The sequence below is a fragment of the Mycobacterium sp. UM_WGJ genome (assembly GCF_000455125.1).
Lineage (GTDB): Bacteria > Actinomycetota > Actinomycetes > Mycobacteriales > Mycobacteriaceae > Mycobacterium.
On sequence record NZ_AUWR01000014.1, the window covers coordinates 53873 to 68224 of the forward strand.

The 14352-nt window shown below is 65.8% G+C and carries 19 protein-coding genes and 1 pseudogene; 12 read left to right on the forward strand and 8 right to left on the reverse strand.

Going from position 1 to position 14352, the window contains the following annotated elements; translation table 11 throughout:
- Positions 1 to 81 precede the first annotated feature (81 nt).
- Complete coding sequence (locus tag N416_RS22425) at positions 82 to 1032, forward strand: toll/interleukin-1 receptor domain-containing protein (protein WP_196805106.1); 951 nt, start codon at positions 82 to 84, stop codon at positions 1030 to 1032.
- A gap of 267 nt (positions 1033 to 1299) precedes the next feature.
- Here the strand turns inward: N416_RS22425 and N416_RS0106400 are convergent, their stop codons facing one another.
- Genes N416_RS0106400 through N416_RS23140 form a run of 3 tightly spaced genes read right to left on the reverse strand, consistent with a single transcriptional unit; the run spans position 1300 to position 2342 of the window.
- Positions 1300 to 1728 carry a type II toxin-antitoxin system VapC family toxin gene (locus tag N416_RS0106400; RefSeq protein WP_024441291.1) on the reverse strand — a complete coding sequence of 143 codons (429 nt, stop codon included), beginning with the start codon at positions 1726 to 1728 and terminating at the stop codon, positions 1300 to 1302.
- Positions 1725 to 1970 (reverse strand): Arc family DNA-binding protein, encoded by a 246-nt coding sequence (locus N416_RS22430; protein WP_046300405.1) that lies wholly within the window; start codon positions 1968 to 1970, stop codon positions 1725 to 1727. The genes N416_RS0106400 and N416_RS22430 overlap by 4 nt, the downstream gene beginning before the upstream one ends.
- A gap of 3 nt (positions 1971 to 1973) precedes the next feature.
- Positions 1974 to 2342 (reverse strand): hypothetical protein, encoded by a 369-nt coding sequence (locus N416_RS23140; protein ID WP_024441292.1) that lies wholly within the window; start codon positions 2340 to 2342, stop codon positions 1974 to 1976.
- A 503-nt stretch (positions 2343 to 2845) separates the two neighbouring features.
- Between N416_RS23140 and N416_RS0106410 the strand changes: the two genes are divergently transcribed.
- Complete coding sequence (locus tag N416_RS0106410) at positions 2846 to 3397, forward strand: YaeQ family protein (protein WP_024441293.1); 552 nt, start codon at positions 2846 to 2848, stop codon at positions 3395 to 3397.
- A gap of 69 nt (positions 3398 to 3466) precedes the next feature.
- Positions 3467 to 3676: a hypothetical protein gene (locus N416_RS0106415; RefSeq protein ID WP_024441294.1), complete on the forward strand. Its 210-nt coding sequence runs from the start codon at positions 3467 to 3469 to the stop codon at positions 3674 to 3676.
- Positions 3677 to 3732: 56 nt separating this feature from the next.
- On the opposite strand, the gene N416_RS23145 is transcribed toward N416_RS0106415, so the two are convergent.
- The gene (locus N416_RS23145) at positions 3733 to 3879 is read right to left on the reverse strand and encodes a hypothetical protein (protein WP_125079167.1); all 147 of its coding nucleotides are present in this window, start codon (positions 3877 to 3879) and stop codon (positions 3733 to 3735) included.
- A 49-nt stretch (positions 3880 to 3928) separates the two neighbouring features.
- On the reverse strand, positions 3929 to 4852 hold the full coding sequence (locus N416_RS0106425) for an aromatic alcohol reductase (protein ID WP_024441295.1): 924 nt from the start codon (positions 4850 to 4852) through the stop codon (positions 3929 to 3931).
- Between the two features lie 138 nt (positions 4853 to 4990).
- Between N416_RS0106425 and N416_RS0106430 the strand changes: the two genes are divergently transcribed.
- Positions 4991 to 5557, forward strand: coding sequence for a dihydrofolate reductase family protein (locus tag N416_RS0106430; protein ID WP_024441296.1), 567 nt, complete (start codon positions 4991 to 4993; stop codon positions 5555 to 5557).
- A 126-nt stretch (positions 5558 to 5683) separates the two neighbouring features.
- Here N416_RS0106430 and N416_RS0106435 read toward each other — a convergent pair whose 3' ends face one another.
- Entirely contained in the window at positions 5684 to 6112 is a 429-nt protein-coding gene (locus N416_RS0106435; protein WP_024441297.1) for a cellulose-binding domain-containing protein, read from the reverse strand.
- Between the two features lie 196 nt (positions 6113 to 6308).
- Between N416_RS0106435 and N416_RS0106440 the strand changes: the two genes are divergently transcribed.
- The 3 genes from N416_RS0106440 to N416_RS23760 all read left to right on the forward strand — a co-directional run bounded on the left by N416_RS0106440 (position 6309) and on the right by N416_RS23760 (position 8984).
- Positions 6309 to 7109, forward strand: coding sequence for an alpha/beta fold hydrolase (locus N416_RS0106440; protein ID WP_024441298.1), 801 nt, complete (start codon positions 6309 to 6311; stop codon positions 7107 to 7109).
- A 50-nt stretch (positions 7110 to 7159) separates the two neighbouring features.
- On the forward strand, positions 7160 to 8083 hold the full coding sequence (locus N416_RS0106445; protein ID WP_024441299.1) for a nitronate monooxygenase family protein: 924 nt from the start codon (positions 7160 to 7162) through the stop codon (positions 8081 to 8083).
- 70 nt (positions 8084 to 8153) lie between these two features.
- On the forward strand, positions 8154 to 8984 hold the full coding sequence (locus N416_RS23760; RefSeq protein WP_369797571.1) for a DUF6498-containing protein: 831 nt from the start codon (positions 8154 to 8156) through the stop codon (positions 8982 to 8984).
- Between the two features lie 29 nt (positions 8985 to 9013).
- On the opposite strand, the pseudogene N416_RS21365 reads toward N416_RS23760, so the two are convergent.
- A pseudogene (locus N416_RS21365) lies at positions 9014 to 9868 on the reverse strand (hypothetical protein); the annotation flags it as partial.
- A gap of 11 nt (positions 9869 to 9879) precedes the next feature.
- Positions 9880 to 10917, reverse strand: a complete 1038-nt coding sequence (locus N416_RS0106455) for a TIGR03617 family F420-dependent LLM class oxidoreductase (RefSeq protein ID WP_024441301.1) — start codon at positions 10915 to 10917, stop codon at positions 9880 to 9882.
- A gap of 113 nt (positions 10918 to 11030) precedes the next feature.
- On the opposite strand from N416_RS0106455, the gene N416_RS0106460 reads away from it, so the two are divergent.
- The 5 genes from N416_RS0106460 to N416_RS0106480 all read left to right on the forward strand — a co-directional run bounded on the left by N416_RS0106460 (position 11031) and on the right by N416_RS0106480 (position 14352).
- Entirely contained in the window at positions 11031 to 11570 is a 540-nt protein-coding gene (locus N416_RS0106460) for an FKBP-type peptidyl-prolyl cis-trans isomerase (RefSeq protein ID WP_036457426.1), read from the forward strand.
- 6 nt (positions 11571 to 11576) lie between these two features.
- Positions 11577 to 12227 (forward strand): maleylpyruvate isomerase family mycothiol-dependent enzyme, encoded by a 651-nt coding sequence (locus N416_RS0106465; protein WP_024441303.1) that lies wholly within the window; start codon positions 11577 to 11579, stop codon positions 12225 to 12227.
- 73 nt (positions 12228 to 12300) lie between these two features.
- A complete protein-coding gene (locus tag N416_RS0106470) occupies positions 12301 to 13314 on the forward strand; it encodes an NADP-dependent oxidoreductase (RefSeq protein ID WP_024441304.1) in 1014 nt (337 codons plus the stop codon).
- 57 nt (positions 13315 to 13371) lie between these two features.
- The gene (locus N416_RS0106475) at positions 13372 to 13974 is read left to right on the forward strand and encodes an FKBP-type peptidyl-prolyl cis-trans isomerase (protein WP_024441305.1); all 603 of its coding nucleotides are present in this window, start codon (positions 13372 to 13374) and stop codon (positions 13972 to 13974) included.
- A gap of 12 nt (positions 13975 to 13986) precedes the next feature.
- Positions 13987 to 14352: an RNA-binding S4 domain-containing protein gene (locus N416_RS0106480; RefSeq protein ID WP_024441306.1), complete on the forward strand. Its 366-nt coding sequence runs from the start codon at positions 13987 to 13989 to the stop codon at positions 14350 to 14352.

Consider the following 14352-nt stretch of genomic DNA (forward strand, 5'->3'; position numbering starts at 1 on the left):
GGCAGACCAGGGCGGACACTTCTACCGTGCCGACTTCCAAGTCCGCACACTCCGCTTGGCGGACTACATTTTGGGACGGAAATGAAAGATAGAGAAATCGAAGCGAGTGATCCAGTCGCAACGTGTTTCATCAGCTACAACCATGCGGACAAGCCGCTTGCCGAAGCCTTGGCTGAAGGCCTTAGAAAAGCTGGCTACCGGGTCTGGATTGACAGCGGCGAGCTCCGGGTGGGAGACAGCCTCGTGGCTGTGATCAGCAGTGCTATAGAACAAGTCGACTTCCTTGTGGCCCTGGTGAGCTCAGCGTCGGTCGAAAGCAACTGGTGCCAAAAAGAAATCTCGCTGGCTATGACGGGTGAGATTGCACAGAAGGGCATCACGGTCCTGCCTTGCCAAGTCGGTGGTGTGGCGATGCCGGCAACTCTCGCGGACAAGCTCTACCTGCAAATCAACCCGGATATGATCGCTGAGGCCGTCGCAACGCTGGATCGTGACATGAAGCGTCATTTGGTGCCCTCGGCTCCATTGCCTTTACGAAAGCGTGGGCAGGCGGGACCACGGCGGTCCGCGACTCAGGCCGCTGTTCCCCCGAAACGAACTGCGTCGACGTTCAACCCACACATTCCGGTCACAATTGCGGGTGTCGATGCTCAACGCGTTGGAAAGCCACGTAACGACGGAACTCGCGGAAGCGCCCTCTACACAGTGCCTTTCACTCTGTCGACCGCACCCGACGGCGCATGGTGCGAGCTATTCGTTCAACACTGGAACCAGCCACCGCGCTTCACGACCATGCACCGACCGGGAAACGCCTCGGTCTCCGGTGACCGGATCATCCTCACCGGAACGACGATGGACGAGGTAGAGAAATATCACGTCGAGACACTTCGGTTGGTTATCGAGACAACCAACCGGGACCGCCTGGCGCTCGCACAACGTCAGGAGCGCGAACGCCAGGCTGAGATCGCGCGTTCAGACGAGCATCAAAAGTCGGTCGACGAGATCGCCCAGCGACTCAAATTCGACCAATAGATCTGATCAGTGATCGCCTGAGCCAGGTGGGCATTGTCCCTCGCTGAACCTCGTCCTGTGCACCGCCGTGCGTTTGGAACCGCCAATTAGATTGAGACATAACAGCCTTTAGCGGTGTCAAAATTACTGACGGTTACCAGCACCTGGCCGCCAACTACATTGAGACCGGACAAGAAAAATGCTGCCTGCCGCTGCTAAACCGCTGTGCTACAGCATGTTTCATTGACACCGTTTCGCAGCCGGCGTGCGTGGTTTGCGGCCAAGCGGCTACGGCGCTGCCAAGTCCCACGGATTGATGAGTTCGACGCCGGTGTCAACGAAGTCACTGACGTTGCGCGTCGCAAGTCCGGCGTTCCAGTTGCGGCAAATTGCGGCGATCTGCCCATCGGCCATACTGATCTGGAACCCGCTACGCTCCCGGTCAGCAACGATTTCCGCATAGTGGGTTGCAGCCAGCGCGTCGAATGGCAAAATCCTGTCCCGGAAATCCTCCGCCAGCAGTCCGTCGACCTTTACGCGAAGCTCCCGTCTGCGTCGCCCGTTCGGCAATCGGGCGACGCCGTACATCAGTTCGGCCGCCGTCACGGCAGTCAGCAATATGTCGGACGCATCCAAACTGTCGACCCAACTAGCGACACCAGGTTCCGGTGCCGCGCGCATGAGCTCCGAGACGACGTTGGTGTCCAAGACGATCATTCGTCAAGGACCGCAGCACGTGGACGCTCGGTCCGGCTGGGCAGGTCAAGCTCCACACCCCCAGTACCCGAGAAACGCTGCCGAATCCGCGTTGCCATCCCAGGACCGCCCACAGGGCGTTCCAATGCCGTGCGCAAGATCTCGCGCACCTCTGATTCCATCGACCGGCCGTGCTCTGCTGCGCGAACACGCAGTGCCGCTTTGAGCTCGTCGTCGAAATCACGAATCGTCAAGGTCGCCATCAGTCACCCCTCGCCCATTGCTTGCATTGCTGTCAATGCTAGCAGATTGTCGGCACCTGGCGCGTTTTCAACTAGCAGGTGCTTCTCGATCTCCGTTCGGTCAGCCTGAAGGATTGCCGCGAGTCGGGCTGTGACCTCCGGCAGCACGGCCATGTCGGTGTGTGCCTGGAACGCGCTAATCACCCCATCGAAGATGCCCTTCAACAATCCACCCCACACCGGTTGTCGCCCGTCGGCTGGCCGGATCTTGACTCTGACGGCGAATGGCGTCGCGACCCCACTTCCAAAGCCGTTCGGCTCAATCTGTTCGCGAGCTCGTGCCAGAGCCAGCCACACGCGTGCCAGCTTGGTGTGATCCTGCGTTTCTTCCACGGTCCCCCGCGGGGGTTCTGACCACTGATCGTTCGACAACCGGCGTGATGCAGGCGCGCTTGGGTCGGACTGTGACCGCGCGAGATATTGATTACGTAGCCATCGCGGTGGGCAGCGAGCCACGCGAGATAGCCGACGTCATCGTCTCGGAACTCAATGACCCGTGGTATATGGCCACACTATGCCTCCACCCACCGACAGAAGGTTCACTACGGAAACGAGCAGGCTGCCCGTCCAATCCCCGCCGATCGCCTGCTCAAGACGGCTGGTGCCAACCACTTGGTGGCGCCGCCAGCAAATAGCAGAGCCAGCGCTTCGCTTTCGCAGACCCCGGACCGCCAAGAGATCGCTTCTAGACCCGCCCCTCGCCTATCGCCCGCCGTCGATGAACCGGCCCGAACCGCGGAGGAATGACGAATACAGTGCAATCCAATAGCAATCGGCTATGCGCACCAAGTGCGGCCTCGCGACTCAGGGTCCCCCGGCTGGGTGGACACTAGGGCGTGGCCCTTTCTGCGACGGTATTCAAAGTCGAACTTGGCGTCTCCGATGTCGATCACGGTTACTACGCCGATCACACGCTGACCGTGGCCCGTCATCCCAGTGAGACCGATGAGCGGATGGTAGTGCGGTTGTTGGCGTTTGGGCTGCGCGCACACCGACTCGGCGACGTCGACGGTGAGTTGGCGTTCGGGGCGGGCTTGTCCACCCCTGGCGTACCCGACTTGCGGCTCACCGACTACACCGGCCGGATCCTGGAGTGGATCAACGTCGGCCAGCCCGACGAACGTGCCTTGGCCAAAGCAGCCAACCAGGCCGAACAGGTGCTGCTGTTCCCGTTCGCCGCCGGCGTGGCCACCTGGTGGCGCACCGTCGGCCCCAAGGTGGCGGGCCTGCCGAACTTGTCGGTGGTGCAGATACCGCACGCGCCGGTGCAGCAACTGGCTCAGACGGTCGATAGACGGGTCTCGGCGCAGGTAATGGTGATGGAAAGCCAGGTGACGATGACCGTGTGCGGTGTCGACGTCACCTTCACGCCCGAACCGTTGGAGTGAACGAGCCGCAGGCACGTAGACGGCCTGCCGTCTCTCGGGCTGTGATCCTGCCCCCCGTAGGCTCGCTGCATGCACGAAGTGACTCTGGCCGGCGCCGCAGAAGCCGCGACGCTGACAGTGGGACTGTCGGTCTATGCGGCGTTGATGCTCGTCAGCATCGCGGTGGCGATCGACAGCGCCCGCCGACACCGACGACGCCGCACGATCTACTCCGCGGTGACGGTTGGGATACTCATCCTGGGCGGGCTGGTTGCGGCGATTTTCAGCAGCATCGCGTGAACCTGGCGGCCGTGGCGCACGCGTCTCGGCTCCGCCGGTCCCGCCCTGATCCCCGGCTACTCATCCTCAGCATCGTCACGGTGCGCGGCCTCGATCACCTCTGGCGGTACCGGCCTCTGCAGCCACACCCGCATCCGTAGCAACCCGCCGGTGATCGTCCCTACGGCAAGGAGGGCAACGATGATCCACAGCGCCAGCGACATGCAGCAATTCTCCCCCTGGCCCAGGCGATATGAGGCGATATCTTCAGCTCTACTCTTTCGCGATGAGGTGTTGGCGCGCCCACTCCTCAGTGGTCGTGGTCGGGATACCGCGGGTGGCGTTGAACGTACCGTCCTTCGGCCACGCGACGCCTTTGCCCTGAGCGAACACCGCACGATACTTCCGTAGGCCGTCGTCGGGGTTTCGGTCGCGGTCGTGCAGTAGCTGCGCGACGGTCCATTCATTGCCGGTCACGGGGGCTCCCGTAGTCCGTCCGACGATCTCGGCGAGTTCGCGGTAGGTGATCGTGTCGCCGGCGACGTAGACGACCTGGTTCGCGATACGCGGGCGGGCCTGGATGATCTCCGCGGTGAGTACGCCGATGTCCTCCGGAGTGGTGACGGTGACTTCGGTGTCCCAATTGCCCAGCGCGTTAACGGTATTGGTGGTGAGGTCGACGACTCCGAAATCGGGTTCGAACAGGAAGCTGGTGAACATGCCGGTCGACACGATCACCCATTCGGTGGCGCTCTGGGCGCGCAGCATGTCGCGAACGTCGAGTTGCTCGTCGAACAGGTCTTGGGGGCTGCCGCGTCCGATGGCGTCGTAGTCGGCGCCGAACTGCCACGGGAAGTATCGCGGAACCCGCGCCGCCAACGCGGCCTCGGTGATCTTGCGCTGGGTCCCCGCTCCCGCCGCGAAACCGATGCAGCTCACCACCGTGTGGAACTGTCCCAGCACCGTGGACAGCTCAGCCGCCGACGCCGTCGCAACGTCGGCCTCAACGATTCCGACCCCGCGGGCCGAGAACTCGTCGCGTAGCTGGGCATGCCGGGCTGTGTCCGACGGCCGAAGCAGTACCGTCACCGCCGGCGCGTCGGTCCGGTCGGTCAGTGCGGTGACAACGTTGCCGCCGAGTTCGCCGGCCCCGATGACGAGAATCCTCCCCCGATGTGATGACTGCTCAAAGGCCATAACCCCTCCGCGGCGCAGATCCGTTCGCGAATGCGAACGCCTCGCCATAACAACCCGCTACAGCGCAGCATTCCCGGCTAACCGCTGGCCGGCTCCGGCGCGTCGCCACGAGTAGCGCGCCGGTGCACACTGATCCCCATGGGCAGACTCATCTACGGCTTCACCGTGTCGGTGGACGGCTACATCGCTGACGCACACGGCAGCATCGACTGGAGCGAACCGAGCGACGAACTGCACCAGTACTGGAACGACTTCGAGCGAGAAACCGCGCTGTCGTTCTACGGACGGCGGCTCTACGAACTGATGTCCGCCTACTGGCCGACCGCCGACGAGGACCCGGACGCTCCACCGTTGATCGTCGACTTCGCCCACATCTGGCGCGCCATGCCCAAGGTCGTGTTCTCACGGACCCTGGAGTCAGTCGACTGGAATTCCCGACTGGAGCGCGGCGACCCGGTCGAGGTGGTGACGAAGCTGAAGGCCCAAACCGACGGCAACTTGGAAGTGGCCGGCGCGACGCTGGCCGCACCGATCGTGCAGGCCGGACTGGTGGACGAGTACCGGATCGTGATCGCCCCCACCGCCGTGGGCGGCGGGACGCCGTTCTTCCCGGGCCTGCCATCGTGGGTCTCGCTGCGGCTGCTGGAAAACCGCACCTTCCCCGGTGGCACGGTCCTGCTGCGCTACGAGGCGAAGCACGACTGAACGGATCGAAGAATCGCCGCTAGGCCCACCGCCACCGGCATTACCCACTGCCGTTGTCTCCGGAGACTTGTCAAACCCCCACCAACCACCAACAACTAGACCGGCCGCGAGTGCGTCCACAGTCCGCTACGTGCAGCGAAACTGCCTGTTGAGCATGCAATTCACCGGTGGTGAGTACGTCCCGGACAGCACGCCTCGGAAACCACCGGTAGCGGATCCGCCCGGCGCGATGATCCGATTCCAATTCACCGGAGCCAGCACATAGTGCGTGCCGGATCGGCCAACGGTGCTGCTCCACGCGTGCGAGATGGATTCATTGGCCGGCAGATCGAATTCAAGGCGCCAATCGGTCATCGGCACCGCACTCCAGTTGGTGATGGTGAAGCGGGCGATGAAGCCGGTCTGCCATGTCGAAGTCACCGACAACGTCGCGGTGGCCGCAGCCGCATGAGCCACGGCGGTGGTAGCGAATCCGAGGATCACCACCATCGCTGCCGCCACAGCAAGGTGAAGCGCTGTGCACCAGCGCTTCACGTGACTGCGGAATACGGCCATAGCAGCCAACACTAAAGCCGAACGGGCATCGTCGTCCCTGTCGCCGCCGGTAGCCTGCAGGACCTTTGCTCAACTGAAACCGTCACGTGACGTCGCTCGACGTCGTCACAGATTCCGTCCCCGGTCCCCACCGGACCTCCAAGAGGGCTACCGTTGCGCAGGGGCGAGATCGCCGTCCGCGACAAGGAGCACCGACATGTTGAAGTACGAGATCCATGGAACCGGTGAGCCCTTGGTGCTGGTCCACGGGATCACGCACCGCAGGCAGGCCTGGTATCCGGTGCTGGAGCACCTGACCGATCACCGCACCGTCGTGCTCTTCGATCTGCCCGGCCACGGCGAATCGCATGACTTTGTGGTGCGCAACGACGACGTACAGGGAACCCTGCGCGAAGAACTGGTCGGGCTCTTGGACCAGCTGGGGCTCGAGCGTCCGCACATCGCCGGCAACTCTCTGGGCGGCCGGATCGCGATGGAGGCCGCCGCAGACAACCTGGTCTCGAGTGCGACGGTGTTGTCCCCCGCGGCTTACTGGCACAACGCCCTCGACTTCGCCTACATCCGGCTGGTCTTCACCTGCCTGACGACCAGCGCCCGCCTGCTGGCACCCGTGGTGCCGAGGCTCGCGCGTTCGCCGCGCGCGAGGCACATGATGGGTGGGGTGGTCTCCGCCCACCCCGAGCGGATCCCGGCCGACGAATTCGTGGGCGACCTCAACGGCATGCGGCGGGCCATTCCCGCCATGAAGAAGATCTTCCCGGCAGCCAAAGTGTTCGACCGGGCGATCCCGGCCGACATTCCGGTCACCGTCGCATGGGCCGCACGTGACCGGATCCTGCTGCCCTACCAAGCGCGCATCGCCGAGAAGCGGCTGCCCCAGGCCCGCCACATTCGACTGCCCGGGTGCGGTCACGTGCCCATGGCCGACGACCCCGAGCTCGTCGCACGGGTCCTGCTGGAGGGCAGCGCTCCCAACGCGCGGGCCGAGGCCTCATAGCACGCTCCTGGTGATCCACGGTGCGGGCGGCGCGGGTGCTTGAATAGGCCGTGGCCAACCGCATCCAATCCCTGCTCGGGGTTGCCTACCCCGTCGTCCAGGCCCCGATGACCTACATCGCGCGCGCCGAACTCGCCGCGGCGGTTTCCGAGGCGGGCGGGCTCGGTGTGATCGAGACCCTCACCCCCGAAGGCCGTGCCGACCTACAGCGGGTGCGTGAGCTGACCGACAAACCGGTGGCGGCCAACCTCATGATCCAGGGCTGGAAGAGCGACCTGTCGATTGTCGAGACCCTGACCGAAGCCGGCGTGCGCCACGTCTTCACCTCCGCCGGCGACCCGGCCTTGTTCACCAAACCGCTGCACGACGCCGGCATGACGGTGGTCCACGTGGTCGGCTCTCTCAAGGGCGCTCTCAAGGCCGCCGACGCCGGTGTCGACGCGCTGGTGGTCGAGGGCGTCGAAGGCGGCGGCTTCAAGTCACTGCTGGGCGCCTCGACCATGGTGCTGCTCCCCCTGGTCGCCGAAAACGTTGACCTGCCGATCATCGCCGCCGGCGGCATCTGCGATGCGCGCTCGGCTGCGGCGGCGCTGGTGCTGGGCGCCGAGGGCGTGCAGATGGGCACCCGGATGCTGGCCAGCCACGAATCCGCGGTGCACGCGAACTTCAAGGACGCGATCGTGGCCGCCAACGATTCGGGCACTGTGCTGCTCGACGTTCCCGGAAATCCGACCATGCGGGTGCTGCGTACCGGGCTGGCCGCCAGAGTCGCTGCACACGAACCGGATTCACGGCTGCTGGGAAAGATCACCGAACTGTACTTCGACGGCGACATGGAGGCCAGCGTCGCCAACACCGGCCAGGTGTCGTCCCGGATCATCGATCTTCTGCCGGTGGCCGAGATCATCCGTGGCACCTGGGACGAGATCGAAGCGGTGCTGGACGGCGCACGAGCACGAGCCGAAAGTTTGTGAACCTCGCCCGCAGATGAGCTCGAAGCGACCATGATCATGCAATGGTTCGCCAGCGTCGGTCGGTCGAGGCGTGACCCTGCCTGAGTCGGGCCCTGAATCGGGGCAGCATTCACGGCGGCGCTCTAAATTCTCGGCCTTGCATCTGTTCGCCGTCCTCGGCGTCATCGCGGTCCCGGCGTTCGGCTGGTTCGGCCAACATTGGTCGGGCGCAACGACCGTGGTCGTGTACTGGTTCGAGAACGTCACAATGTGTCTGCTGGTGATAGCCCGCATCGCTGTGCACCAACGCCTGAACCCCAAGTACGGGCACTTCCGCTACCGCGGCCCTGGAACCGGCGGCCCGTCCAATTCGTCGTTCTTGAGCGGCTTCGCCCTGATCAGCCTGGTGTTCTGCGCAGCCCATGGCGTGTTCCTGGCGGCCATCCTCGCGCTGCTGATTCACAACCGTGCGCCCGAGCTCGCGATGATCGATCTGGATTGGCGCAGCGTCGGCTGGGGATGCCTGGGGGTGTTGCTGTTCCTGACGATGGAATTCCTCACCGATCTGGTCGATCTGCGCCGTTGGTCCTTCCGGGATATCGAGACCGCTGCCAACGCCGGCCTGGGCCGCGTCATGGTCGTGCATATGACGCTGCTGCTCGGATTCGCCGGGATCGCCGCGACGAACGCCCCGGGGACATTGTTCACGGTATTCGTCGTGCTGAAGAGCCTTGCTGCGCTCAGTGTGGTGGTTCCCCAATGGGAGCCGGCGAGACCCCCACGCGGCCTGTCCAACCTGATGAATCGACTGCCGAACGTGCACCCCGGAGAACGTTTCGAGGACTTCTGGGTGAAGGACCAAGCCAACGAGCGAGAGCGGCAGCGGCGCAACGAGCAGCCCTGGAAGACCGCCAGGCCGTGACGGCGTTCGGCCGGATTGGTCGCCTCCCCATGGGCGGCCGCACCGAATATGGCGACGGCCACCGCACCTGCGACCGCGGTGCAGAACCCCAACGCCACCAGCCAGCCCAGCCCGGCTCGTGCGGTATCCCCGAGCAGTAGCACGCCGACGACGCCGGGCATCACCGTCTCGCCGACGACCAGAGCGGCAACGGCGCCGTTCACCGAACCCAGCTGCAAAGCAACGGTAAACAGGTAGAAGCCCCCGGCTCCGGCAATGGCGATCGCCCAGAACGCCGGGTCCTTCAGCAGCACTGGCAAGTTCAGCGGATCGACGCCGTCGACCACCCGCACCGCGATGGCCATCACGCCATAGAGGACACCGGCGACCAATCCGGCGGCGATGGCGACGCGGGCTCCCAGCAGGCGCATGAGACCAACCCCGAGCACGGCGATCAGCATCGCCAGCAACATCAGCGCCCAGTGCAGCCCGGATCCCGACGTGTCTGTACCGGCCTGACCAGCGCTTAACCCCAAGACGCACAGTGACACAATCACCGTCGCGATCGCCACCCAATCGCGGCGGCGGAGGCGAACGCCGAGCACGGCTATGCCGAGCACCGCGGTGACGACCAGATTGGCGCTGATGATGGTCTGCGACAGAAACAGCGGTATCAGCCGCGCCGCGACGATGTTGCCGACGAAACCGATGACGTCGAGGACCATCCCGGCGATGAACGCCGTGGTCAGCACCGCGTTGGCGGTCGAGCGCAGCGTCGGCCGACCGTCTGGGGTGGCGACGGCGCCCTCCCCTGCAGCAGAACTACGTGCACCATAGGCCTGCAGGACCGAGGCAACCCCATAGCCGAAACAGGCCAACAGCGCTGCGGCCAACCCGATCAGCACGGCACTACCTCTCAACGCTCCTGAAGGGTGTGCGGCCCGGCCGAAATCCGCTGGGCGATCTCGCCGTATCGCTCGAAACGCCCCGGATCGCCGAGCGCGTTGTACAGGACCAGGCGCGTCGCGACTCCCCCGTACTTGCCGATCAGCTTGTCTGCCAACTCATCCCACGTCGACTCGGTGGCGAACGCGGCAAGGTGCTCGTCGCTGATCTGCGCGGCCATCCCGGCGAAGTCGCCGGCCTTCTGCTTCTCACGGATCCGGGCGGTGGTGCCGTCGAACCCTGCCTCATCCCAGATGAAGGCGTAATTCGGGGTGCTCCCGTAGAAGCTCAGACTGGCCCGCACCAGTTCCCGCTCCTTGTGCCGCTCTTCATCGCTGTCGCCGACGATCGTCATCGCGGGCACGATCACGGCGACCTCCGACGGGGAGCGGCCGGCCTTCGCGGCGCCTTCGGCCAGCTTCGGCACCACGTGACGCGCCAGGTAGCCGGGCTCGCTGAGCGGGTGAACGTGCACGCCGTCAGCCACTTCGCCGGCCATCCGCAGCATCCACGGATTCACCGCCGCGACGTCAACCTTGGGGTCGGGTGCGTCGATCGGCCCCGCACTCCACTGCGGGGTGATGAAGTCCAGCTCGTAGAAGTCTCCGTGATGATCCAGCTTTCCGGTTCGGAAGGCGGCGAAGCACGCCTTGACCGCCAGCACGTAGTCGCGCAGCCGTGGGCCGGGATGGTCGAACGCCGCGCCGTAACGCCGCACCACATGGGTACGCACCTGGGTGCCGAGGCCCAGCCGGAAGTTGCCGCCGGTCGCCTCCTGCAGCTCCCACGCGGTGGCCGCCGTGACGAACGGACTGCGGGGAAAGGCCACCGCGACACCGGTCGACAGCTCAAGACCAGGAGCGGACTGAGATGCGATCGCGGCATTCAGATACGCCGTGCGACCGGCTTCGGTGAACAGCAGACCGGAAAAACCCGCCTTTTGGGTGTTGCGGGCCAGGTCGCCGGCCTTGGCCAACGGCTGGGGCAGGGCCATGACGTCAATGTGCACCTGGGTGAGACTACGTGCCGAGTCCCTGCTGACGGGACTACTTTGCGCCTGTCATCGGATCGCAGGTCGTGCCCGACGCGGCCTGTAACGTGGCGGGCGTGAAACCCACTCGGATGCACTCATTCGTTGCTGTTGCGGCCAGTCTCGCGGCCATCGCCCTGCCCGTCGCGGCGGCAGGGACGGCCTCCGCCGCCGACACCTGCCCCACCGCCGCACCGGCCGGCGGCGCGCCGGAGTGGACGCTGACCGGGGCCACCGGCAGCGTCGCAGTCACCGGGTCGACCGAAACGGCCGCGCCCCGGGTGGACGTCTCGGCGCCGTTCAGCGTGACGTCAACCCAAGTGCACACCTTGCAGGCCGGCAGCGGCCCGGTGGTCCCGGCCACGGCCAAGGTGTCCGTCTGCTACATGGGCGTCAACGGACGAGACGGGTCGGTGTTCGATAGCAGCTACAAGCGCGGCGCTCCGGTGGACTTCCCGCTCGACGGCGTCATCCCCGGATTCCAGAAGGCGATCGCCGGTCAAACAGTCGGATCCACCGTCGCGGTGGCCATGACCTCTGCCGACGGCTACCCCGACGGCCAGCCCAGCGCCGGGATCCGGCAGGGCGACACCCTCGTGTTCGCGATCAAGATCCTGGGCGCCTCAGGCTGATCGGCGGTGGCGCTCGCCGAGGACATCGAGGCGGAACGGGCGGCACTCACGAACTCGTTGAGTGCCGCCGGGGCCTCGGCGCCCGCCGGGTGCGGGTCGTGGACCGCGCGAGACCTTGCGGCCCACCTGGCCGCCGAGGAACGCCTGGGGGGCTTCTCGACGTTCATCGCGCGATCGCTGGTGACGCGCGGAATCGCGGTTCCGGCGCCACCGCGGTTGGTGGAGTTCGCAATTCGCCGTGAGCACCGCTACGGCTTCACCGAGCTGATCGACCGGCTGCGACGCCCACTGCCGCGCCTGCTGCTGGGATCACGGGTAGCGCCGCTCACGCTGTTCGAGTACTGGACCCATCACGATGACCTGGCCGCCGCCAACGGCGCCGACCATCCGGCGCCGGAAACACTGCGACAGGCCATTGCCCCACTGCTGCGCTATCAGCACGCAAAGCTGCCCGGCGGCACGGCGATCAGAGCCAGCACCGACGCTGGCGACGTTCTGGCCTACGTAGGCCCCCGGACGCACCAGGCGGTGCTGGTGCAGGGGACGCCGGCAAACCTGGTTCGCTGGTTGGCGGGGCGCCAGGCGCGAGCCGACGTCGAGCTGACCGGTCCCGCCGCCCACGTGCAGGGACTGCGAACGTTCACAGGCAACATATGAATCTGTCTTGCATTGTCCCCCAACTGATTTAGCAATCATTGCCAGGGTCGTCCGCATCCGGTAGCGTGCGCTCATGACCGATCGCAACCGCCGCTTCCTTCTCCGCGAACGCCCAACCGGCCGCATCGGCCCGGACACCTTCGAACTCAGCGAGCAGGCGGTGCCGGAGATCGGCGACGGCGAGGCGCTGGTGCGGGTCAACTGGATCTCGCTGGACCCGACCAACCGGATGTGGATCAACGACACTCCGTCGTACCTGCCGCCGGTCGGCATCGGCGAGGTCATGCGCGCCGCCGGCCTCGGCGTCGTCATCGCGTCGAACAACCCGAATTATCCGGTCGGCCAGACCGTTCAGGGCCTGACCGGCTGGCAGGAGTACGTGGTCGTCTCCGACACCATGCCGTTGTTCCCGGTCGAGGTTGCCGACGGCGTCTCCCCCAGCGCCTACCTGGGCGCACTCGGCATGACCGGGCTCACCGCGTGGATCGGGATCCGCGACATCGGCAAGCCGAAGCCCGGTGAGACCGTCGTCGTCTCAGCGGCAGCCGGCGCGGTCGGTTCGGTGGCCGGTCAGCTCGCCAAAGCCGGCGGCGCCCGGGTCGTCGGAATCGCCGGCGGACCGGAGAAATGCGCGCTGCTCACCGATCAACTCGGTTTTGACGCGGCGGTGGACTACCGCGCCGACGACTGGGCCCGCCAGCTTGCCGCCGCGACGCCCGACGGCATCGACGTCGACTTCGAGAACGTCGGCGGCGACATCATGGATGCGATCTTCGCCCGGGTGAACGTCGGCGCGCGGATCGCGCTCTGCGGGCTGATCTCGGGTTACAACGAGACCGATCCGCCGCCCGGACCGCGCGCGTTCGGCAACCTGCTGATCCAGCGCGCCACCCTCAAGGGCTTCATCGTCCTCGATCACTTCCTTCAGGCACCGGAGGCCAACGCCGAGATCTCCGAGCTGATCGCCGCCGGCAAGCTCACCCCGCTGGAGACCGTCGTCGAGGGCTTCGAGCAGCTGCCGACCGCGATCAACATGCTGTTCGACGGCAAGAACGTCGGCAAGCTCGTGGTGAAGATCGCCGGATAACGCCGCCGGGCCCACGCCACCAGGCCGGGCTGTAGCGTGGCCAAGGTGAATTCGCGTATGCCTCGATTCGTCGTACTCGCCGCCGGTATCGCCTCGGTGGCGGCGGCGCTCGCCGGTTGCGGCGGCTCGGACAGCACCTCGTCGTCGAAGACGTCGTCGGTCACCGACCTGTTCCTGCCCCCGAACGGCGAAACCGTCACCGCCTGCCCCTCCACGCCACCGGCTGAAGACGTGGCCGCGGACTGGACGTTGAAAGGTGTCACCGGCAGCGTCGCGGTGACCGGCTCCACGAACTCGGCCGCGCCGAGCGTCGTCGTGAAGGGGCCGTTCAAGGTGGCCCAGACCGAGGTGCACACGCTGCACGCTGGCGACGGTCGCGTCGTCGGTGACCACGCGACGGTCTCGGTCTGCTACATGGGCGTCAACGGACGTGACGGGTCGGTGTTCGACAGCAGCTACGAACGAGGCAAACCGGTCGACTTCGGATTGGACCGCGTGGTCCCGGGATTCCAGAAGGCCATTGCGGGCCAGAAGATCGGCTCGACCGTGGCGGTCGCGATGGTGCCCGCCGACGGCTACCCCGAGGGCCAGCCTGCCGCCGGCATCCTTCCCGGCGACACGCTCGTCTTCGCGATCAAGATCCTCAACGCCTCACGCTGAGCCCGGGACGCCATGGAATCGAGCCGGGTGGATCGGTGGCTGTGGGCGGTGCGGATCACCAAGACCCGGCCGGATGCCGCGGCCGCATGCCGCGGCGGACATGTGCGGGTGAACAACCGCCCGGCCAAGCCGGCGACCACGGTCTCACCCGGCGACGTGGTCAGTGCTCTGGTGGGCGATCGCACCCGAATCGTCGAGGTGCTGCGGGTGATTCAGAAGCGGGTCGGTGCGGCCGACGCGGTGACCTGCTACCTGGATCGGACTCCGCCGCCCCCACCGGCCTCCGCCACCGCGATGGCCACCCGGGACCGCGGCGCCGGGCGGCCGACCAAACGGGATCGCCGGGTACTGGACAAGTGGCGGGCCCAACAGCGCTGA

Coding starts and splice junctions, on each gene's coding strand:
- N416_RS22425 (WP_196805106.1), top strand. CDS start 82: ATGAAAGATAGAGAAATCGAAGCGAGTGATCCAGTCGCAACGTGTTTC.
- N416_RS0106400 (WP_024441291.1), bottom strand. CDS start 1,728: ATGATCGTCTTGGACACCAACGTCGTCTCGGAGCTCATGCGCGCGGCA.
- N416_RS22430 (WP_046300405.1), bottom strand. CDS start 1,970: ATGGCGACCTTGACGATTCGTGATTTCGACGACGAGCTCAAAGCGGCA.
- N416_RS0106415 (WP_024441294.1), top strand. CDS start 3,467: ATGCACGAAGTGACTCTGGCCGGCGCCGCAGAAGCCGCGACGCTGACA.
- N416_RS23145 (WP_125079167.1), bottom strand. CDS start 3,879: ATGTCGCTGGCGCTGTGGATCATCGTTGCCCTCCTTGCCGTAGGGACG.
- N416_RS0106425 (WP_024441295.1), bottom strand. CDS start 4,852: ATGGCCTTTGAGCAGTCATCACATCGGGGGAGGATTCTCGTCATCGGG.
- N416_RS0106430 (WP_024441296.1), top strand. CDS start 4,991: ATGGGCAGACTCATCTACGGCTTCACCGTGTCGGTGGACGGCTACATC.
- N416_RS0106435 (WP_024441297.1), bottom strand. CDS start 6,112: ATGGCCGTATTCCGCAGTCACGTGAAGCGCTGGTGCACAGCGCTTCAC.
- N416_RS0106440 (WP_024441298.1), top strand. CDS start 6,309: ATGTTGAAGTACGAGATCCATGGAACCGGTGAGCCCTTGGTGCTGGTC.
- N416_RS0106460 (WP_036457426.1), top strand. CDS start 11,031: ATGCACTCATTCGTTGCTGTTGCGGCCAGTCTCGCGGCCATCGCCCTG.
- N416_RS0106470 (WP_024441304.1), top strand. CDS start 12,301: ATGACCGATCGCAACCGCCGCTTCCTTCTCCGCGAACGCCCAACCGGC.
- N416_RS0106475 (WP_024441305.1), top strand. CDS start 13,372: ATGCCTCGATTCGTCGTACTCGCCGCCGGTATCGCCTCGGTGGCGGCG.
- N416_RS0106480 (WP_024441306.1), top strand. CDS start 13,987: ATGGAATCGAGCCGGGTGGATCGGTGGCTGTGGGCGGTGCGGATCACC.